This is a genomic window from Kitasatospora sp. MMS16-BH015, from assembly GCF_002943525.1.
Taxonomy (GTDB): domain Bacteria; phylum Actinomycetota; class Actinomycetes; order Streptomycetales; family Streptomycetaceae; genus Kitasatospora.
Window position 1 is genome coordinate 4,510,535 of the sequence record NZ_CP025394.1, and the last position, 15,588, is coordinate 4,526,122.

The 15,588-nt window shown below is 69.1% G+C and carries 22 protein-coding genes and 1 riboswitch; of the genes, 15 read left to right on the forward strand and 7 right to left on the reverse strand.

The genetic code is table 11. The annotated features are described in order from the left end of the window. Window positions 1–22: 22 nt before the first annotated feature. Complete coding sequence (locus CFP65_RS19505) at window positions 23–547, reverse strand: NUDIX domain-containing protein (RefSeq protein ID WP_104817372.1); 525 nt, start codon at window positions 545–547, stop codon at window positions 23–25. Between the two features lie 389 nt (window positions 548–936). Between CFP65_RS19505 and CFP65_RS19510 the strand changes: the two genes are divergently transcribed. Together CFP65_RS19510 and CFP65_RS19515 are read left to right on the forward strand one after the other, a co-directional pair. Continuing rightward, on the forward strand, window positions 937–1,791 hold the full coding sequence (locus tag CFP65_RS19510) for an IclR family transcriptional regulator (RefSeq protein WP_104817373.1): 855 nt from the start codon (window positions 937–939) through the stop codon (window positions 1,789–1,791). Between the two features lie 121 nt (window positions 1,792–1,912). Next, window positions 1,913–2,338 (forward strand): SsgA family sporulation/cell division regulator, encoded by a 426-nt coding sequence (locus tag CFP65_RS19515; RefSeq protein WP_104817374.1) that lies wholly within the window; start codon window positions 1,913–1,915, stop codon window positions 2,336–2,338. Between the two features lie 56 nt (window positions 2,339–2,394). Here CFP65_RS19515 and CFP65_RS19520 read toward each other — a convergent pair whose 3' ends face one another. Continuing rightward, a complete protein-coding gene (locus CFP65_RS19520; RefSeq protein WP_104817375.1) occupies window positions 2,395–2,772 on the reverse strand; it encodes a phage holin family protein in 378 nt (125 codons plus the stop codon). Window positions 2,773–2,859: 87 nt separating this feature from the next. Between CFP65_RS19520 and CFP65_RS19525 the strand changes: the two genes are divergently transcribed. The 4 genes from CFP65_RS19525 to CFP65_RS19540 all read left to right on the forward strand — a co-directional run bounded on the left by CFP65_RS19525 (window position 2,860) and on the right by CFP65_RS19540 (window position 5,122). Continuing rightward, the gene (locus tag CFP65_RS19525; protein WP_104817376.1) at window positions 2,860–3,177 is read left to right on the forward strand and encodes a cupin domain-containing protein; all 318 of its coding nucleotides are present in this window, start codon (window positions 2,860–2,862) and stop codon (window positions 3,175–3,177) included. Window positions 3,178–3,221: 44 nt separating this feature from the next. After that, window positions 3,222–3,890 (forward strand): thiaminase II, encoded by a 669-nt coding sequence (tenA, locus tag CFP65_RS19530; protein WP_104817377.1) that lies wholly within the window; start codon window positions 3,222–3,224, stop codon window positions 3,888–3,890. A gap of 182 nt (window positions 3,891–4,072) precedes the next feature. Beyond that, the gene (locus CFP65_RS19535) at window positions 4,073–4,273 is read left to right on the forward strand and encodes a DUF5326 family protein (RefSeq protein ID WP_104817378.1); all 201 of its coding nucleotides are present in this window, start codon (window positions 4,073–4,075) and stop codon (window positions 4,271–4,273) included. Window positions 4,274–4,480: 207 nt separating this feature from the next. Then, window positions 4,481–5,122, forward strand: a complete 642-nt coding sequence (locus tag CFP65_RS19540; protein WP_254552466.1) for a VC0807 family protein — start codon at window positions 4,481–4,483, stop codon at window positions 5,120–5,122. An 86-nt stretch (window positions 5,123–5,208) separates the two neighbouring features. On the opposite strand, the gene CFP65_RS19545 is transcribed toward CFP65_RS19540, so the two are convergent. Then, on the reverse strand, window positions 5,209–6,648 hold the full coding sequence (locus tag CFP65_RS19545) for a flotillin family protein (protein WP_104817380.1): 1,440 nt from the start codon (window positions 6,646–6,648) through the stop codon (window positions 5,209–5,211). A gap of 140 nt (window positions 6,649–6,788) precedes the next feature. Beyond that, window positions 6,789–6,995 (reverse strand): hypothetical protein, encoded by a 207-nt coding sequence (locus tag CFP65_RS19550; RefSeq protein ID WP_104817381.1) that lies wholly within the window; start codon window positions 6,993–6,995, stop codon window positions 6,789–6,791. Between the two features lie 141 nt (window positions 6,996–7,136). After that, window positions 7,137–7,265, forward strand: a riboswitch (TPP riboswitch). Between CFP65_RS19550 and thiC the strand changes: the two genes are divergently transcribed. The 4 genes from thiC to CFP65_RS39045 all read left to right on the forward strand — a co-directional run bounded on the left by thiC (window position 7,261) and on the right by CFP65_RS39045 (window position 10,479). After that, window positions 7,261–9,069 carry a phosphomethylpyrimidine synthase ThiC gene (thiC, locus tag CFP65_RS19555; RefSeq protein ID WP_104817382.1) on the forward strand — a complete coding sequence of 603 codons (1,809 nt, stop codon included), beginning with the start codon at window positions 7,261–7,263 and terminating at the stop codon, window positions 9,067–9,069. It overlaps the preceding riboswitch by 5 nt. Before the next feature lie 366 nt (window positions 9,070–9,435). Next, a complete protein-coding gene (locus CFP65_RS19560) occupies window positions 9,436–9,837 on the forward strand; it encodes a hypothetical protein (RefSeq protein ID WP_104817383.1) in 402 nt (133 codons plus the stop codon). A 77-nt stretch (window positions 9,838–9,914) separates the two neighbouring features. Then, entirely contained in the window at window positions 9,915–10,268 is a 354-nt protein-coding gene (locus CFP65_RS19565; RefSeq protein WP_104820987.1) for a hypothetical protein, read from the forward strand. Between the two features lie 64 nt (window positions 10,269–10,332). Next, complete coding sequence (locus tag CFP65_RS39045; RefSeq protein ID WP_158702254.1) at window positions 10,333–10,479, forward strand: hypothetical protein; 147 nt, start codon at window positions 10,333–10,335, stop codon at window positions 10,477–10,479. 104 nt (window positions 10,480–10,583) lie between these two features. On the opposite strand, the gene CFP65_RS19570 is transcribed toward CFP65_RS39045, so the two are convergent. Next, window positions 10,584–11,318 (reverse strand): hypothetical protein, encoded by a 735-nt coding sequence (locus CFP65_RS19570; RefSeq protein ID WP_254552467.1) that lies wholly within the window; start codon window positions 11,316–11,318, stop codon window positions 10,584–10,586. Window positions 11,319–11,483: 165 nt separating this feature from the next. Here CFP65_RS19570 and CFP65_RS39050 point away from each other — a divergent pair, with 165 nt between their 5' ends. Next, window positions 11,484–11,630, forward strand: coding sequence for a hypothetical protein (locus CFP65_RS39050; RefSeq protein WP_158702255.1), 147 nt, complete (start codon window positions 11,484–11,486; stop codon window positions 11,628–11,630). A 66-nt stretch (window positions 11,631–11,696) separates the two neighbouring features. On the opposite strand, the gene CFP65_RS19575 is transcribed toward CFP65_RS39050, so the two are convergent. Then, window positions 11,697–12,062 (reverse strand): hypothetical protein, encoded by a 366-nt coding sequence (locus tag CFP65_RS19575; RefSeq protein WP_104817384.1) that lies wholly within the window; start codon window positions 12,060–12,062, stop codon window positions 11,697–11,699. Between the two features lie 252 nt (window positions 12,063–12,314). Here CFP65_RS19575 and CFP65_RS19580 point away from each other — a divergent pair, with 252 nt between their 5' ends. Next, entirely contained in the window at window positions 12,315–12,848 is a 534-nt protein-coding gene (locus tag CFP65_RS19580) for an NUDIX hydrolase (RefSeq protein WP_104817385.1), read from the forward strand. Between the two features lie 2 nt (window positions 12,849–12,850). Here the strand turns inward: CFP65_RS19580 and CFP65_RS19585 are convergent, their stop codons facing one another. Then, complete coding sequence (locus tag CFP65_RS19585; RefSeq protein WP_254552468.1) at window positions 12,851–14,200, reverse strand: hypothetical protein; 1,350 nt, start codon at window positions 14,198–14,200, stop codon at window positions 12,851–12,853. A 315-nt stretch (window positions 14,201–14,515) separates the two neighbouring features. On the opposite strand from CFP65_RS19585, the gene CFP65_RS19590 reads away from it, so the two are divergent. The 3 genes from CFP65_RS19590 to CFP65_RS39060 all read left to right on the forward strand — a co-directional run bounded on the left by CFP65_RS19590 (window position 14,516) and on the right by CFP65_RS39060 (window position 15,517). After that, window positions 14,516–14,974 (forward strand): ATP-binding protein, encoded by a 459-nt coding sequence (locus CFP65_RS19590; protein ID WP_104817386.1) that lies wholly within the window; start codon window positions 14,516–14,518, stop codon window positions 14,972–14,974. Between the two features lie 59 nt (window positions 14,975–15,033). Further along, the gene (locus CFP65_RS39055; RefSeq protein WP_158702256.1) at window positions 15,034–15,177 is read left to right on the forward strand and encodes a hypothetical protein; all 144 of its coding nucleotides are present in this window, start codon (window positions 15,034–15,036) and stop codon (window positions 15,175–15,177) included. Window positions 15,178–15,352: 175 nt separating this feature from the next. After that, window positions 15,353–15,517 (forward strand): hypothetical protein, encoded by a 165-nt coding sequence (locus CFP65_RS39060; protein ID WP_158702257.1) that lies wholly within the window; start codon window positions 15,353–15,355, stop codon window positions 15,515–15,517. Window positions 15,518–15,588: the final 71 nt, after the last annotated feature.

Genomic DNA, 15,588 nt, shown 5'->3' on the forward strand with positions numbered 1-15,588 from the left:
CCCGGTCCGGTGAGTGGGCGCGTCAGTCGAGGTCGGCGGCGAGGGTCGCGCGGATGCCCTCGATGTTGGCGGCCAGGTAGGCGCGGAGCGACGGGGGGACGACGTTGACCGAGGTGACGCCCTCGCGGGTGAAGGGCAGCCGGACGATCTCGTACTCGCCCTGGGGCTCGTCCACCTCGGGGCCGTGCCGACGGCTCGGGTCCATCGCGGCGAGGCGGCAGACGAAGAAGTGCTGCACCTTGACGCCGTGCGGGTGGGCCGGCGTGCCGTCCTCGTGGTGGGAGTGGGCGACGGTGTCGACGAAGGCGTGCACGACCCCCTCGACCCGGCCGCCGAGCTCCTCGTCCACCTCGCGGTGCAGCGCGGCGAGCACCGACTTGTCCTCGGGCTCGACCCCGCCGCCGGGAGTGATCCAGTACGGCCGGGCGCCCGGGCGGGTGCGCTTGATCAGCACCAGGGAGGCGGGGGCGTGCGGGTCGTCCGGGTCCACCTCCAGCAGGATCGCCCGGGCAGTGCGCTTCACCACGGGACGGACCGGGCCGGTCATGGCCACCTCCGGAGGGGGCTCGGTACAGCTCTGGACAGCGGGGAGTCTCCCGCGCGGCGGGACGGCTGAAACTCGCCGCCGACCGCCCGGTGGGTGGTTCGACTGCGCCGAACGGCTGATTCGCCGCGTTGCGGCGGTACGGCTGCCGGGAGTGGGCGGTCGTTCGATGGATCTTTGATGGTGAGGTCGGCCAGGAGACAATAGGGGTAAAGCAAGGGTCAATCGCCGGTAAATGCCATGGAAGTGAAGGTCGCGTGAAGAACGGAAGGCTTCGGGCGATTGCGGGCCCGTCGGCCCTGTGCTGCAATGAGCGCCAGTCGGGCGAATCGGCGCGGATTACTCCGCCTGCCCGCTCCGCATGAGGACTCGACCGGGGACTGGTAATCGCCATGGAACGCACGGGTCGGGCCGAAGCCGCGGAGCCGGAGGGCGGCGCGGCGAGGAACATACGGGGCGTCAGACCCCCGGACCGGCCCGCCGCCCGGGCGGTGACCAGGCGGACCGGCCGGCCGCCCACCCTGATCGCCTCGGTGCAGCGGGCCCTGCGGCTGCTGGAGGCGGTCGGCGAGCAGCAGCGCGGGGCGACGGCCAAGCAGCTGGCCCGCACGGCCGGGCTGCCGCTGGGCACCACGTACCACTTGCTGCGCACCCTCGCCCACGAGGGCTACCTGCGGCGGCTGGACGGCAAGTTCTACTTCGGCGCGGCCGTGGACGCCATCGGCCGGGCCGAGGACCGGCACGCCTGGCAGGACGGTCTGCGGCAGCGGATGGCGCTGCTGGGCGAGGAGTTGGGTGCGGCGGTGTACTACGCGGTCTACCAGGACGGCGAGGTGCGGGTGGTGGACGTGGCGACCGGCCCGGCCCGGCCGGCGGTGGCGGAGTGGGCCGACTTCCGGGCCACCGCGCACGCGCACGCCATCGGGCTCTGCCTGCTCTCGCAGTTGGGCGAGGAGGGCCGGCGCGACCACCTGGCCCGCCACCCGCCGCAGGACCTCACCCCGGCCACCCTCACCGACCGGGCGGCGCTGCTGCGCCGGCTGGCCGCGGTGGAGCCGACCCGCCCGGTGCTCGAGCGGCAGGAGTACCAACTCGGCACGGTCTGCGCGGCGGTGCCGATCACCGTCGGGGCGGCGGTGGCGACCATGGCGCTCTCGCTCCCGGTGGCCGAGGCGGCCCGGCTGCCGGCCGCCGCCGAGCGGCTGCGCGGACTGGTCGGGGCGATGACCCCCTCGTTCGTCCGGTAACGGCGCGCCGCAGTTCGTTCACCATTTGAAAAAGCACGTCTTGTCCGCTTCGTCCCCGAACGGGGACCATGGTGGGATCACGACACGCAGGACGTAGAACGAGAGGTAGAGGTACTCGCGCATGCACAGCACAGTCCAGGGCCAGGTGGTGATGCACCTCGTGGTCTCGAACGAGCTCTCCTTCCGCCTCCTGGTCGACCTGGAGTACGACCCGGCCGACCCGTTCGCGGTGCGCGTCACCTTCCACCTGCCCGGCGACGCCCCGGTCGCCTGGGTCTTCGCGCGCGAGCTGCTGCTCGACGGCATCAGCCGCCCGACCGGCGAGGGCGACGTGCACGTCCGCCCGGTGGGCGGCGAACTCGCCGACGTGCTGATCGTGTTGCGCTCCCCGGAGGGGGAGGCGCGGCTGCGCTCCGCCGCGCCCCCGCTGATCGCCTTCCTGACCAGGACGGACCGGATGGTGCCGATGGGTCAGGAGCTCACCGGGGACGAGATCGAGGCGCAGCTGGCCGACATCCTGAGCCAGGGCGGCGCGCGCGGGGTCTGAGGACGTGCGAAGGGGGCCCGGGCGTGCGGCCCGGGCCCCCTGTCGTTCGCGGTGCGTCAGTCCTTGTCGTCGAAGGCCAGGTGCAGGCCCCAGGAGACCAGGCTGATGATCAGCGAGCCGAACAGCGCCGCCCAGAAGCCCTGGACGTGGAAGTCCAGGCTGAGCTTGTCCGAGGCCCAGGAAGTCAGCCACAGCATCAGGGCGTTGATGAGGAAGGTGACCAGGCCGAGGGTCAGGATGAACAGGGGTAGCGAGAACAGCTTCACCACCGGCTTGATCAGCCAGTTCACCACCCCGAAGACCAGGGCGACGGCGATCACGGTGATCGTCTTGTGCTGCCAGTCGCCCCCGGAGAGGGTGATCCCGTCGACGATCCAGGCCGCCACCCAGATGGCCGCCGCGTTGATGAGCGTTTTGATGACGAAACTCTTCATGCCGCCGATCGTCGCAGCTCAGGGGGCCGGGCGGAAGCTCCCTGCCGGATGATGTTCAATGACCGGAGGACGGGTGGAGGGACGAGGATGAAGCTCTTCCGGTTGGACCAGCTGGACGCCGAGCGGGCGGCCAACGACGGTGCGTACCTGCGCTTCCTGAAGGAGCGCCACATGTCCGCCGGTCTGTACGCCCTGGCACCGGGTGAGACCGACACCCAGACCCCGCACGCCCAGGACGAGATCTACCAGATCGTCAGCGGCCGGGCCGAGTTGACCGTCGGCGACGAGACCGCGACGGTCGGCCGCGGCTGCGTGGTGTACGTGCCGGCCGGGGTGCCGCACCGCTTCCACCACGTCACCGAGGAGCTGCGGGTGCTGGTGGTCTTCTCGCCGCCCGAGGACTGAGGCGGCCTCCCGGGCCCGGCGGATCGGCCGGGTACCGTGCCGGTATGACCAGCACGCTTACCGAAGAACTCTGGGCTGCCGTCGAGCCGGTGTACGCCGAGATCCTGGCCCACCCCTTCCTCGGCGGACTGACCGACGGCACGCTGCCGCGCGAGGCCTTCCGGCACTTCGTCGTACAGGACTCGCACTACCTGCGCGACTACGCGCGGGCCCTGGCGGTCTGCGCCGCCAAGGCGCCCGGGGAGGCGGAGGTGCGGGCCTTCGCCGACGACGCGATCGGCGCGCTCGCCGCCGAGCAGGGCATGCACGCCGAGTTCCTCACCGCCTTCGGCGACACCGCCGAGCAGGCCGCCGCCGAGCCGGTGCTGCCGACCACCCGCGCGTACACCAGCTACCTGCTGGCCACCGTCTACGGCGGCTCCTTCGCCGAGGGCCTGGCCGCCGTGCTGCCCTGCTACTGGATCTACGCCCGGGTCGGCGAGCAGCTGCTCGCGCAGTCCTCCCCCGACCCGCTCTACGCCAAGTGGATCTCCACCTACGGAGACGAGGCGTTCCAGTCCGTGGTGCGGCGGGTGCTGGCGCTCACCGACCGCCTCGGCGAGGAGGTCTCCCCGGCCGAGCGGCGGCGGATGGTGGAGCACTTCAGCAGCACCTCGCGCTACGAGTGGATGTTCTGGGACGCCGCCTGGCGCGGGGAGACCTGGCCGGTCTGACCTCGCTCGGGCGCGGTGGCTGGGGGTGATCCCTGGGGCCCGGCCTCAGGGGGATCTCCGGGTTCTCTCGGGGGCTGGAACCCTCGTTCCGCAGGTACGCCCCCCGTACGATCGAAGTATCGAAAGCGAGCGGGACGCGGCGGAGAAGCCGGCGCTAGCCCGAGGGGAGAGAAGGAACCGACATGGCTGAGCTCTGGAAGTCGCTGCCCTCTTGGGTGCGCAACATCGTCGTCCCGATCATCGTCCTGGTCCTGGCCTGGAACCTGATCTGGTTCGTGGTCGGCGTGGTGAGCTCGCTGCTCGCGCTGGTGATCAAGGCCCTGGTGGTGGTCGGGGTGGCCGCCGCCGTCTGGATCCTGGTGAAGAAGGCAGCCAAGAGCTGACCTGGTCCGATCGAACGTCGAGACCCCGCCTCCGGAGCTTCCGGGGGCGGGGTCTTCGGTTGTGCACGGTGTGCCCGGTGACATCCGTCATGCGGGTTGCCGGACGGTAGGCACTGCAGCGGGTGGGGCCCCTCGCGGGATGGTTGAGCCACGGCCGGGAACGGCACCGGGGCGGAACCGAAAGGGCGGACACCAATGGCGATCGGCGTGAACGAGAAGACGGTCGGACAGCAGCAGGGCGGCCCCTGGTCGGCGCTGCGCCCGGTGGCGGTGGACATCGCGGTGCCGCTGGGCGCGTACTACGCGGCGCACTCGGTGCTCGGGCTCGGGCTGGTGCCCTCGCTCGCGGTCAGCAGCGTGGTGCCGCTGGTGCGGACGGTGGCGCAGCTGCGGCGGGACCGCTCGGTGAACGGGCCGGCCCTGCTGATGCTGATGGTCAACCTGGTGGGCATCGCGCTCTCCGCCGTGGCCGGCGACCCCCGGCTGATGATCGCCAAGGACGGTGCGGTCAGCAGCGTGATCGGCCTCGGCATGCTGGCCTCGGTGGTGATCGGGCGGCCGATGATGACGGCGGCGATGCGGCCGTTCATCGTCCGGGATGAGGCGGAGAAGGAGGCGGCTTGGGAGCGGGCCTCGGGCGGGGCCCTCTTCCGGCGGTACGAGCGGGCGTTCACGCTGGTCTGGGGCACGGCGCTGGTCGCGGAGTGCGTGGCGAAGGTCGTCCTCGCGTACACCCTGCCGGTGGCGACGATGGCCTGGCTGAGCACGCTGCTGCTGGTCGGTGCGATCGTGCTGGCGATGGTGGTGGGGAACGTCTTCGCCGGGAAGATCGCCGAACTGGTGGCGTGAACCCACTGGGGGCGCGGGGAACTGCGCGACTGGCCATGCACCTCCGTGCACGGTTGATCGCGCAGTTCCCCGCGCCCCTGCTGTGGTTACTCCTGGATCGGAATGGTTTCCGCCACCGGCGTCGGTGAACTCTGTTGGCTGTTCATCGAGTTGAGGAGCTGGCGGGCCAGGCCGAGGCCGGTGCCGCCCATGGTGAGGGCCTTGGCGAACATGTCGCCCATGCCCTCCGCGCCGTTCAGCAGGATCATGTGCTCGACGTTGCCGAAGGCCTCGGCGCCGGCCCGGACGATGTCCGGCCAGTTCTCGGCGAGTTGCTGGGCGACCACGGCCTCCTGGTTCTCGGCCAGGGCGGCCGCGCGGGCCTTGATCGACTCCGCCTCGGCCAGACCGAGGGCGCGGGCGGCCTCGGCGGTCGCGAGGCCCTTGGCCTCGGCTGCGGCGGCCTCGGCCTGGCCGGTGGCCTTGGTGGCCTCGGCGGAGGCCAGACCGCGGGCCCGGGTGGCCTCGGCCTCGGCGAGGGCGGCGACCTTGACCCGGCTGGCCTCGGCGGCGGCCTTGAGCTCGGTCTCCTTGGCCTGGGCCTGGGCGGCCGAGATCCGGGCGTCGCGGTCGGCCTCGGCCTTGGTGCGGGTCTCGTAGGCGCGGGCGTCGGCCGGCTTGCGGACGTCGGCCTGGAGCTGCTGCTCCTTGCGGAAGGCCTCCAGCTCGGCGACCTTGGTCTCCTGGACCACGACCTCCTGGCGGGCGGCCGCCTGGGCCAGCGGGCCGGCCTGCATCGCGTGGGCGGTGGCCTTCTCCAGCTCGGCCTGGTAACCGGCCTGCTGGATACCGGAGTTGCGGGTGGCCTCGGCCTTGCGGGCGAAGGCCTCCTGCTCGGCCTCGGTGGCCATCCGGTCGGCCGCGGCGGCCGCGATGCGGGCGTCCCGCTGGACGGCGGCGGCGTGCGGGGCGGCCAGGTTGGTGATGTACCCGGTCGGGTCGAGGATCTCCTGGATCTGGAGCGAGTCGATGATCAGGCCGAGCTTCTCCATCTCGGAGCCGGAGGCGGACCGGGTCTCGGCGGTGAGCCGCTCGCGGTCGCGGATCATGTCCTCGACCGTCAAGGAGCCGACGATGGAACGGAGATGGCCGGCGAAGACGTTGTGGACCCGGGGGCCCATCGAGGTCTGCTGGCCGAGGAAGCGGCGGGCCGCGTTGGCGATCGAGACCAGGTCGTCGCCCACCTTGAAGATGACGACGCCCTTGACGTGCACCGGGATGCCCTGGGACGTCACGCACTCGACGTCCAGGTCGGCCTCGTTGAGGTCGAGCGAGAGCCGGCGGACCACCTGGAGGCCCGGGGTCACGAGCGTGCCCCGGCCGGTGACGATGCGGAAGCCAAGCCCGTCGCCGACCCCCTCGGTGCGGTGCTTGGAGCCGGAGATGATGAGAGCCTCGTCCGGCTCGGCGACCCGCCACATCATCTTGAAGAGCACGACGACCAGTACGACAGCGGCGATGGCGCCGCCCAAAACGCCGATGAACATCGGCAGATTCCCCCTTCAGGGCACACCGGCGTCCCGTGGCTGCGCGAGTTGTGCAGGGTTGCGCGGGACGCGGTGGCAGATCGAGATTGTGCGCCTGTCGGATTCCGTTGGGAAGGGCGGGGTGCCGGTTGTCGGGGTCGTTATGCGGTCAGTGGCGCGACGTACACCGTGCGTGGTGGCTGGTACTCGACCACCAGCACCTGACTCCCGATCGGCAGCGGCTCGCCGGGCACCGCGAGGTAGGCGAGGAACGCCTCCGTCCCGCCGCGCTCGGGGACGTGCACCAGCACCTCCCCCACCAGGCCCGCGCCGATCCTCCCGGTCACCCGGCCGGTGGTCCCGATCATCCCCGTCGTCATGCGAGCCCTTTCGTCATGCCGGCCCCGTCGTCACGCCCGGAGTCTGCCACCCGTCCGACGGCTGGAACCCTGCTGGACCAGCTCCCTCCGGCCCGCTACGGTGGCGGATGTCTTGTCGCGGGCAATTCCGCCCGACGACACGGGAGCTCGGAGCACCGGGCTGAGAGGGCGCTGACGGATCTCTGCATCCACCTGCTGCGCCGACCGCAGGAACCTGACCGGGTAATGCCGGCGTAGGGAGATAGAGGGTCTCATGACCACGTCCGAGTCACAGCACAGCCCTGCCCAGACCGCTGTCACCAGTGCCTCCACCGGGTACCCGACGCCCGCCTGGCGCAAGGCGTACCGGGAGGGTTCGCGGCCCGACCTGCGCGTCCCGTACCGCGAGGTGCAGCTCACCAACGGCAAGACCGTCCCGCTCTACGACACCTCCGGTCCGTACACCGACCAGGCCTTCGAGGCCGACGTGCGGCGCGGCCTGCCGCCGCTGCGCGACGCCTGGATCCGCCAGCGCGGCGACGTGGAGGAGTACGACGGCCGGGAGGCCCGGCCGGAGGACGACGGCATCAAGCACACCTCCCCGCGCGGTGGCAACCTGCGCAACCTGGACGCCGTCTTCCCGGGCCGTCCGCGCCGTCCGCTGCGTGGACGTGACGGAGTACCGGTGACCCAACTCGCCTACGCGCGGCGCGGGATCGTCACCCCGGAGATGGAGTTCATCGCGCTCCGGGAGGGCCTGGACGCGGAGTTCGTGCGCAGCGAGGTCGCGGCCGGACGGGCCGTCATCCCGCTGAACGTGAACCACCCCGAGGTGGAGCCGGCCATCATCGGCACCAACTTCCTGGTCAAGATCAACGCCAACATCGGCAACTCGGCGGTGACTTCCTCGATCGAGGAGGAGGTGGAGAAGATGACCTGGGCGACCCGCTGGGGCGCCGACACGGTCATGGACCTCTCCACCGGGCGCAACATCCACACCACCCGCGAGTGGATCCTGCGCAACTCCCCGGTGCCGATCGGCACCGTGCCGCTCTACCAGGCCCTGGAGAAGGTGGACGGCCGGGCGGAGGACCTCAGTTGGGAGGTCTACCGGGACACCATCATCGAGCAGTGCGAGCAGGGCGTCGACTACATGACGGTGCACGCGGGCGTGCTGCTGCGGTACGTGCCGATGACGGCCCGCCGCAAGACCGGCATCGTCTCGCGCGGCGGCTCGATCATGGCGGCCTGGTGTCTGGCGCACCATCAGGAGAACTTCCTCTACACCAACTTCGAGGAGCTCTGCGACATCCTCGCCGCCTATGACGTGACCTTCTCGCTCGGTGACGGCCTGCGGCCGGGCTCGATCGCGGACGCCAACGACGAGGCGCAGTTCGCCGAGCTGCAGACGCTGGGCGAACTCGGGCGGATCGCCCGGGAGCGCGGCGTGCAGGTGATGATCGAGGGCCCGGGCCACGTCCCGATGAACAAGATCAAGGAGAACATGGATCTCCAGAAGGAGATCTGCGACGAGGCGCCGTTCTACACCCTCGGCCCGCTCACCACCGACGTGGCGCCCGGTTACGACCACATCACCTCGGGCATCGGCGCGGCGATGATCGCCTGGTGGGGCACAGCGATGCTCTGCTACGTCACGCCCAAGGAGCACCTGGGCCTGCCCAACCGGGACGACGTCAAGACCGGCGTGATCACCTACAAGATCGCCGCCCACGCCGCCGACCTGGCCAAGGGCCACCCCGGCGCCCAGGCCTGGGACGACGCGCTCTCCGACGCCCGCTTCGAGTTCCGCTGGGAGGACCAGTTCAACCTGGCCCTCGACCCGGAGACCGCGCGCGACTTCCACGACGAGACGCTCCCGGCCGAGCCGGCCAAGACCGCGCACTTCTGCTCCATGTGCGGCCCGAAGTTCTGCTCGATGAAGATCAGCAAAACCATCAATGAGAAGTTCGGCGCCGGGGCGGCATCGCCGGAGTACGACGAGGCGGCTGTCGAGGGCATGAAGGCCAAGTCCGAGGAGTTCGCGGCCCAGGGCAACCGGGTCTACCTCCCCCTGGCCGACTGACGGCCGACCCAGAACGGCGCCGCACCGGGAGGCAGGAGGGGGTCTCCCGGCGCGGCGCTTCGGCTTGCTCGTTCGGCTTAGTCTCCGCGAGTCGGTTCTTAGGCGAACCTGTTCGCGCGGTTCCCTGGAGAGGCAACGCCTGCGTAGGGAGACGGATCGATGACTGATCAGCAGCCGTCCGGCCAGGAACGGCCCGAAGGTGAGCCGGCCGATGGACAGGGGGGACCGGCCAAGGGGTGGGGGCAGCAACCGCCACCCGGGCAGTCGCCGTACGGGCCGCCGCCGCCAGGTTGGAGCCAGCAGCCGCCGGCTCCTCCCAAGCGCCGTTTCGGCCGGGGTGTTCTCGTCGGCTGCCTCAGCGCGGTCGTGCTACTCGTCGTGCTGATCGTGGTCATCGTCCTAGCCGTCGGGGGGAGCAGCAAGAAGTCCCCGACCAGCCCCAGCTCCACCGGTAGCGGCGTGCAGTCGACCGGAGGGGCGCACCCGCCGGAGGCGGATGTGACGGTCACCTCCTGCGACGTGGACCCGACGACCTCGATCCCCAGCGCCAAGCTGGAGATCGTCAACCACAGCTCGAAGTCTTCGGACTACAGCATCTCGGTGGAGTTCGTGGACGCGAACGGCACCCGGGTGGCTGAGGGCGCGGCGCTCCAGAACCACCTTGGACCGGGCCAGAAGGCAGAGGACACGGCCGGTGGTACGGCTCAGGTGAGTGGCAAGGTCACCTGTCGGGTGACCTCTGTGAACCGGATTTCAGCGGTCGGGTAACCGTGGCGGCGCCGAGGCGATGAACGTGCCGCGGGCCGAGACGCCATATGTCAGTGCTGGTCGGCATGATCTCGAGCATGGATGCCGGCCTGACCATCTTGAGCCAGGAGTTCGACGCCGAGGAGGGGAGCTTTCTGCTGCGGCTGCGGTGTGACCTGCACTGGGACCGGGCGGCCTTCAGTAGGTTGGAACGGGCCATGCGGCTCGTCTGCGAGCAGACCCAGGCAGCCACCCAGCTCGATCGCTGGGTGGCTGAAGGCTTTCACAGCGTCCCATCCTGGGTGGCGGACTGGACCGCACACCCCCAATTCCCGAGACCGGAGCCGGACAGGTACTACCGGGCCTGCATTGAGCGGTTGAGTGACCTGGCCACTTGGTACTTCCAGGGGTATCACGACTATCTGGAGCCACACTCCTGGGCTGAACTGTGACCACCGAGCACTTCGGACGTTCGACAGTTCCCAATGTGCTGCTTCCGCGCCCAAGTTGTCGTCGATGAAGATCAGTCGATCCATCAATGAGAAGTTCGGCGCCGGGGCGGCATCGCTGGAGTACGACGAGGCGGCTGTCGAGGGCATGAAGGCCAAGTCCGAGGAGTTCGCGGCCCAGGGCAACCGGGTCTACCTCCCGCTGGCCGACTGACGGGCAGCCCCAGAACGGCGCCGCACCGGGAGGCCGAAGGGGGTCTCCCGGCGCGTCGCTCTGCCTGTTGTCGTGGGCGGTAGGGGGCTGCCCGCACAACAGGTCTATCCGCCGTTGGAGGACTGCGCCTGCCGGAGTCGTTGGACCTGCTTGTTGATCAGTTCCAGGGGGAAGGTCGAACTCCCACCGACATCGAGCATGTTGAAGATGGCGATAGTGCTTCCGGCGCGCACCACAGTGAACTGGTCGTTCCGAACCTGTGGCGAACCGACGTTCGTGGGGATGAGCTCGCGGAAGCTCACCGCCTCGTCCCCGACCTGCGGACCCTGCTCCACCCGGATCTCTGCTGTGAATTCGCCTGTGCGGCCGGACCCCCGGTAACTCCGGCACGAGCTGAGGGAATCTCTGAGCTGGGTGAAAGTCCGTTGAGCCGACCCGTCCGGATAGGCAGCGAGGATCGACCCGCCGGGCCAGATGTCGTCCTTCCAGTTGAAGATCTGGTGGACCGCCGCAGATGCTCCGACACCTGTCCTGATGTTGATGATGGTTTGGCAAGCGGGGTTTGAGACAGGCGGGGAGGAACTGCTCCTGCTACCGAAGCTGGGAAGCGAGACGTCGATCCCGCCTTGGTGCGCTTGCGGGACCTCTCCGTCCTTGAAGGTGAGCTCTCGCAACTGCGCAGCGGTCAACGGCACCTTGGCGGCCCCGCTGGAAGCGGTGGACTGGTCGGCTTGCCCCGCAGGGTGCGGTTGCTGGGCTGTTCCGCACCCGCCCAATATGAGTGCTCCCATGACCGCGGCGATCGCCGCTGACAGCGACCGTACTTTACGAGCCTGCATGTGTCCCCCTGGATCACGCGGATGAGGCGACCGAGGTTAGTGGGATGCGAGAGCTGGGAACAGCTGGCACCGGCCTTGTCACTGTGCCGGCCAGCGTCACCGTGATCAGCCGGTTGTTCTCGATGCCGGTGCCGATGTGCCGGTTCCGGCCTGAAGTGGTCTTCGATGAAGATCAGCAAATCCATCAATGAGAAGTTCGGCGCCGGGGCGGCATCGCCGGAGTACGACGAGGCGGCTGTCGAGGGCATGAAGGCCAAGTCCGAGGAGTTCGCGGCCCAGGGCAACCGGGTCTACCTCCCCCTGGCCGACTGACGGCCGACCCAGGACGGCGCCGCACCGGGAGGCAGGAGGGGGTTCCCGGCGCGGCGCTTCGGCCTGTCAGGTCGTGACAGCTTCCGTGGAGCCAGTTGAGTAGACGCTGCGGCATACGGCTACGAGATCCTCGGCATGGATGGCTCCGTATTGCTCGGGCGTCACCATGTCCACCGCCTGGAGAACCTGATGAGCGGACTTGGATCGGTAGCCGTTGGCGCTGTCATCTGTGGTCACGGCGACCGCCCAGTACTTGGCCAGAATCGGCGACTCCTGGAAGGTTCGGTAGGTCAAGGTGTCGCGCAGATCCATATCCTTGATCTCGACGTTAAGTCCCTCAGCCAGGGCCTCTCTTGCGTAGTCGAGGGCCTTATCGAGGCTCATGGTGTACAAGGTCAGAGGCCGACCGTTCGGCTCGCGTGGGATCGCCATGTCTGCAGGCTACAAGGCAGGTCCGTCGATCGAGCGGTCAACTCGGCATTATGGGAGGGGAGTCCAGCGGCCCCCGGCCACTGGTCGGCTGTTGCCGCGAGTTGGTTGGCAGCGGTGCCAGCAACAATTCGGTCAGTGCGGCATCCTGGCGCGCGGACGCCTATTCGTCAGGGTGACGCAAATTCGCTGGAACGGGCGTGCCGGTCTTCTCGTCTCTGACATGCTGAGGGTCCACCGAGAGGGGCCGTCGCGATGCAGTGGAAGATCCACGGGGAACGTCCGATCTACGAGAACCCATGGGTGAACCTGTGGCTGGCTGATGTCGAGCAGCCCGACGGGCACCGGTGGGAACACCACGTGGTCAAGCTGCGGCACCTCGCGGTCGCCGCCTTGGTGAACGCTGAGAAGCAGGTGTTGATGATGTGGCGGCACCGCTTCATCACCGACTCGTGGGCCTGGGAACTGCCCATGGGCCTGATCGAAGCTGACGAGACTCCGGCCGAGGCCGCCGCGCGTGAGGTGCTGGAGGAGACCGGCTGGAAGACCGGCGAGATCAAGCCGCTCATCTACGCCCAACCGGCGAACGGCATCACGGACTCCGAGCACTTCGTCTTCCGGGCCGACGCGGTCGAGTACGTGGGGCCGCCGACCGAGCGCAACGAGTCGGACCGCATCGAGTGGATTCCGTTGGCCGACCTGCGCGGCATGATCGACCGCCGCGAGATCGTCAGCAGCGGCACGCTGGTCGGCGTGCTCTACCTGCTGCTGGATGAGGCCGGCCTCTGACGTCACCGAGTCGCCAACGCGCCGATCCTGCGGACCAGCTCCGAGGCGATCGGCGCGTTCCGGTAGGGGCGCAGTAGCTCGCTGAACTCCTGGAGGTGGGCGAGCACCCTGGGCGACTCCACGTCCGTTGCGAGATCTAGTGCTTCCGTCGCCGTCACGCAAGCTAACTCGACTTCTTGACGCTGGAGTTGAGTGCGGGCGAGCCAGAATGTGTGGAAGGCGCGCCCTCGGTGGTTGGTTGCTGTCTCGCCCTGTAGGGCCTCGGCGATGAGTGGTTCGGCTGCGTCGACGTCGCCCAGCTGTCCGAGGGCGATGCCGGTGTCAACGGTCAGTTTGGTGCGGTCGAAGTACTGGACCCACGCCGGATCGTCGTCCGTCGGGTCGATCCGGTCGAACTGGTGCAGCGCCTCGTTGATCAAAAGGTGCGTTGCCTCCCGGTCGTGCTCGGTGGCGTGGCCGAACGCCTCACGCATGGACAACATCGCCATCAACCGGGGAGTGCCACCGGAGATGCGGGCGCTGTCCTGGGCGGCCCGAGCGAGCGTGATGGCCTCACTTGCCTGGTCCTGGTAGGTCGCCTGGAGGCTGAGGCAGGCCAGAACGTTGGCGACGAACGGGCGGTCGTCGATCTCGCGTGCCAGGCGGAGCGACTCGACGAAGTATCCCCGAGCGGTGCTGTACTGCCGTGCGTCGAAGTAGGTCCAGCCGGTCAGTCGTGCGAGTTCGGCTGCGATGCCGTGGAGGCTCCGGCGGAAGTTGGGTTCGGCGGTGTCGTGCAGTATGCCTTTCACGTACCTGAGTTGGCCGATCACTGCTGGCCGGAGGGCTTCGCCGCCGTGCTCGTCGTCCCGTCGCCAATAGTCCTCGATCGACGCTTGCAGTGAGCGCAGGACGGTGGGCGTGACTCGGGTGCCGGCTGCGATGGCGAGGATCTCGTCCAACCCGGTGCTGGGCGGCGGAGACTCCGGAAGCCAGGGGGCTACCGCCTGTCGGGGGATCGGGGTCAGCTGGTCCGCAGGGGGAGCCGTGGGGAGTTCCCAGCTCCGAGCAGCGAGGCCGAGCCGGTGCCCGGGAATCCTCAGGCCATCTGCGATGCGCTCGATCACGGTGATATTGGTGATCTTCGGCTTGCCGTTCATGACCTCGCCCACCCTGCTGGGCGTCAGGTCGCATGCCCGCGCGATGCGTGAGGCATGGAACCCACCTTTGCGCTTGGCAAGTTGGAAGATTAGTGCGAAGTCTCGCGCGGCACAGGCCGCGATCATCTCAGGATCGGCAAGTAGTCGGCTTGGCAGCCCTGGTGACGCCGTGGAGTCGGTCATGTCCGGCACCCCCACCACCGGGTTGATCATCGCTCAGTGTCACGCTGGATAACTGACCGCGAGTTTACCCATGGTGGGTACACGCGCTGGCCTTAATTGGGAACGGGCTTCCCGGCAATCCTGTGAGTCCACCGGGGAAGCCCGGGGCACTCGACCAGAAGGAAGGCGTCCCGTGCTGATGAGCCTCACCGACACCGCCGTGTTCCCTGCCCCTCAGGCGTGGGACGTCGAGCCCGATCCGGCTGCTGTTCCGCCTGCGCGTCAGCTGATCAGGGAGATCGTCGAGTCCTGGCAAGTCCAGCTGTCAGACGGTGCGTTGCGGGAGATCGCAGACTGGAGGTCCGCATGTCCGGCAGTATCGCTGCAACGTCCGCCGACTCTTCGGGTGCCGTGCTCGTCGAGGTCCAAGCGGTTGGCCCTGGCGACCTGGGCTGCCTTCTGGAGCTGCCGTGTCTTCCCGAATCCGCAGGGACCGCCCGAAAGTTGGTGGCCGCTGCCGTGGCGGCCTGGTCTGCCGAGCAACTTCGCGAGGTGGCCGAGCTGTTGGTGACCGAGCTGGTTGCGAATGCGGTCAAGCACACGGGATGTACCCGTATCGCGGTCTCGGTGGAGCGCCAGGCGGCGGCGGTGTGGGTGGGCGTCCGGGACTCCTCCGGCGAGCTGCCCTGCCACTTGCCCCTGGCACATGAGGCGGAGTCCGGGTACGGCCTCGGACTGGTGGCCACCCTCTCCTCGCGCTGGGGAGTGGCCTGGGCGCCGTTCGGGAAGTGGGTCTGGTTCGAGCTGAGGATGGGCAGGTCATGACGATCGATTCTCCGGCTGGAGGTCACCGCCACCGCGGTCGCCGCGATGGGGCCGGACCGGTGGTGACCGGAATCTGGGTGCTGGCCAACCTGGCCACCGTGCTCCTCCTCGGCGCTTCCGCCGCGCATCAGCTGGACTCGGACGACTTCGGTCCGGCGCGTGCCTCCCGGTCGGCGCCGGACCACAACCCGCCGGCCTCCTGAGCCGCTGGCGTCCTGCCGCCCGGCTCCGCTGGGGGTTGGACACCATCCCGCGCCCCAGGGCGCTCACGAACTCCTGGTCCTTCGGAAGGACGCTTCCGGCGGGCTGGGCTGCACCACCCTGCACGACTGCCCGCCCATTTCCGGACGGGCAGAGCAAATTCGATGGGAGAAGCACATGAGCAGCGACATCACGCGGGCCCCGGAGGTCTCCGCCCTGACGCGACGGCTGGACCACTCGGTCCCGGACGGCGACTTCGCGCCGGCGGTCACCGGCCTGACTCGCGCCCTGGACCACATGGTCCCGGACGGCGACTTCGCGCCCGTGGGAACCGAGAGCTGATCTCGGATCTGAAGTGACGCCGTCTGGTTGACGGCTTGGCGGGCCGACTCGGCGTGAATAACCGAGTCGGC

Bases quoted from the DNA above. Each gene is read 5' to 3' on its own strand.
- CFP65_RS19505 (WP_104817372.1), bottom strand. From the start codon at position 547: ATGACCGGCCCGGTCCGTCCCGTGGTGAAGCGCACTGCCCGGGCGATC.
- CFP65_RS19580 (WP_104817385.1), top strand. From the start codon at position 12,315: ATGCAGTGGAAGATCCACGGGGAACGTCCGATCTACGAGAACCCATGG.
- CFP65_RS19550 (WP_104817381.1), bottom strand. From the start codon at position 6,995: ATGATCGGGACCACCGGCCGGGTGACCGGGAGGATCGGCGCGGGCCTG.
- CFP65_RS19545 (WP_104817380.1), bottom strand. From the start codon at position 6,648: ATGTTCATCGGCGTTTTGGGCGGCGCCATCGCCGCTGTCGTACTGGTC.
- CFP65_RS39045 (WP_158702254.1), top strand. From the start codon at position 10,333: ATGAAGATCAGTCGATCCATCAATGAGAAGTTCGGCGCCGGGGCGGCA.
- tenA (WP_104817377.1), top strand. From the start codon at position 3,222: ATGACCAGCACGCTTACCGAAGAACTCTGGGCTGCCGTCGAGCCGGTG.
- CFP65_RS19590 (WP_104817386.1), top strand. From the start codon at position 14,516: ATGTCCGGCAGTATCGCTGCAACGTCCGCCGACTCTTCGGGTGCCGTG.
- CFP65_RS19570 (WP_254552467.1), bottom strand. From the start codon at position 11,318: ATGCAGGCTCGTAAAGTACGGTCGCTGTCAGCGGCGATCGCCGCGGTC.
- CFP65_RS19515 (WP_104817374.1), top strand. From the start codon at position 1,913: ATGCACAGCACAGTCCAGGGCCAGGTGGTGATGCACCTCGTGGTCTCG.
- CFP65_RS39060 (WP_158702257.1), top strand. From the start codon at position 15,353: ATGAGCAGCGACATCACGCGGGCCCCGGAGGTCTCCGCCCTGACGCGA.
- thiC (WP_104817382.1), top strand. From the start codon at position 7,261: ATGACCACGTCCGAGTCACAGCACAGCCCTGCCCAGACCGCTGTCACC.
- CFP65_RS19535 (WP_104817378.1), top strand. From the start codon at position 4,073: ATGGCTGAGCTCTGGAAGTCGCTGCCCTCTTGGGTGCGCAACATCGTC.
- CFP65_RS39050 (WP_158702255.1), top strand. From the start codon at position 11,484: ATGAAGATCAGCAAATCCATCAATGAGAAGTTCGGCGCCGGGGCGGCA.
- CFP65_RS19585 (WP_254552468.1), bottom strand. From the start codon at position 14,200: ATGATCAACCCGGTGGTGGGGGTGCCGGACATGACCGACTCCACGGCG.
- CFP65_RS19510 (WP_104817373.1), top strand. From the start codon at position 937: ATGGAACGCACGGGTCGGGCCGAAGCCGCGGAGCCGGAGGGCGGCGCG.
- CFP65_RS19565 (WP_104820987.1), top strand. From the start codon at position 9,915: ATGGATGCCGGCCTGACCATCTTGAGCCAGGAGTTCGACGCCGAGGAG.
- CFP65_RS19575 (WP_104817384.1), bottom strand. From the start codon at position 12,062: ATGGCGATCCCACGCGAGCCGAACGGTCGGCCTCTGACCTTGTACACC.
- CFP65_RS19525 (WP_104817376.1), top strand. From the start codon at position 2,860: ATGAAGCTCTTCCGGTTGGACCAGCTGGACGCCGAGCGGGCGGCCAAC.
- CFP65_RS19520 (WP_104817375.1), bottom strand. From the start codon at position 2,772: ATGAAGAGTTTCGTCATCAAAACGCTCATCAACGCGGCGGCCATCTGG.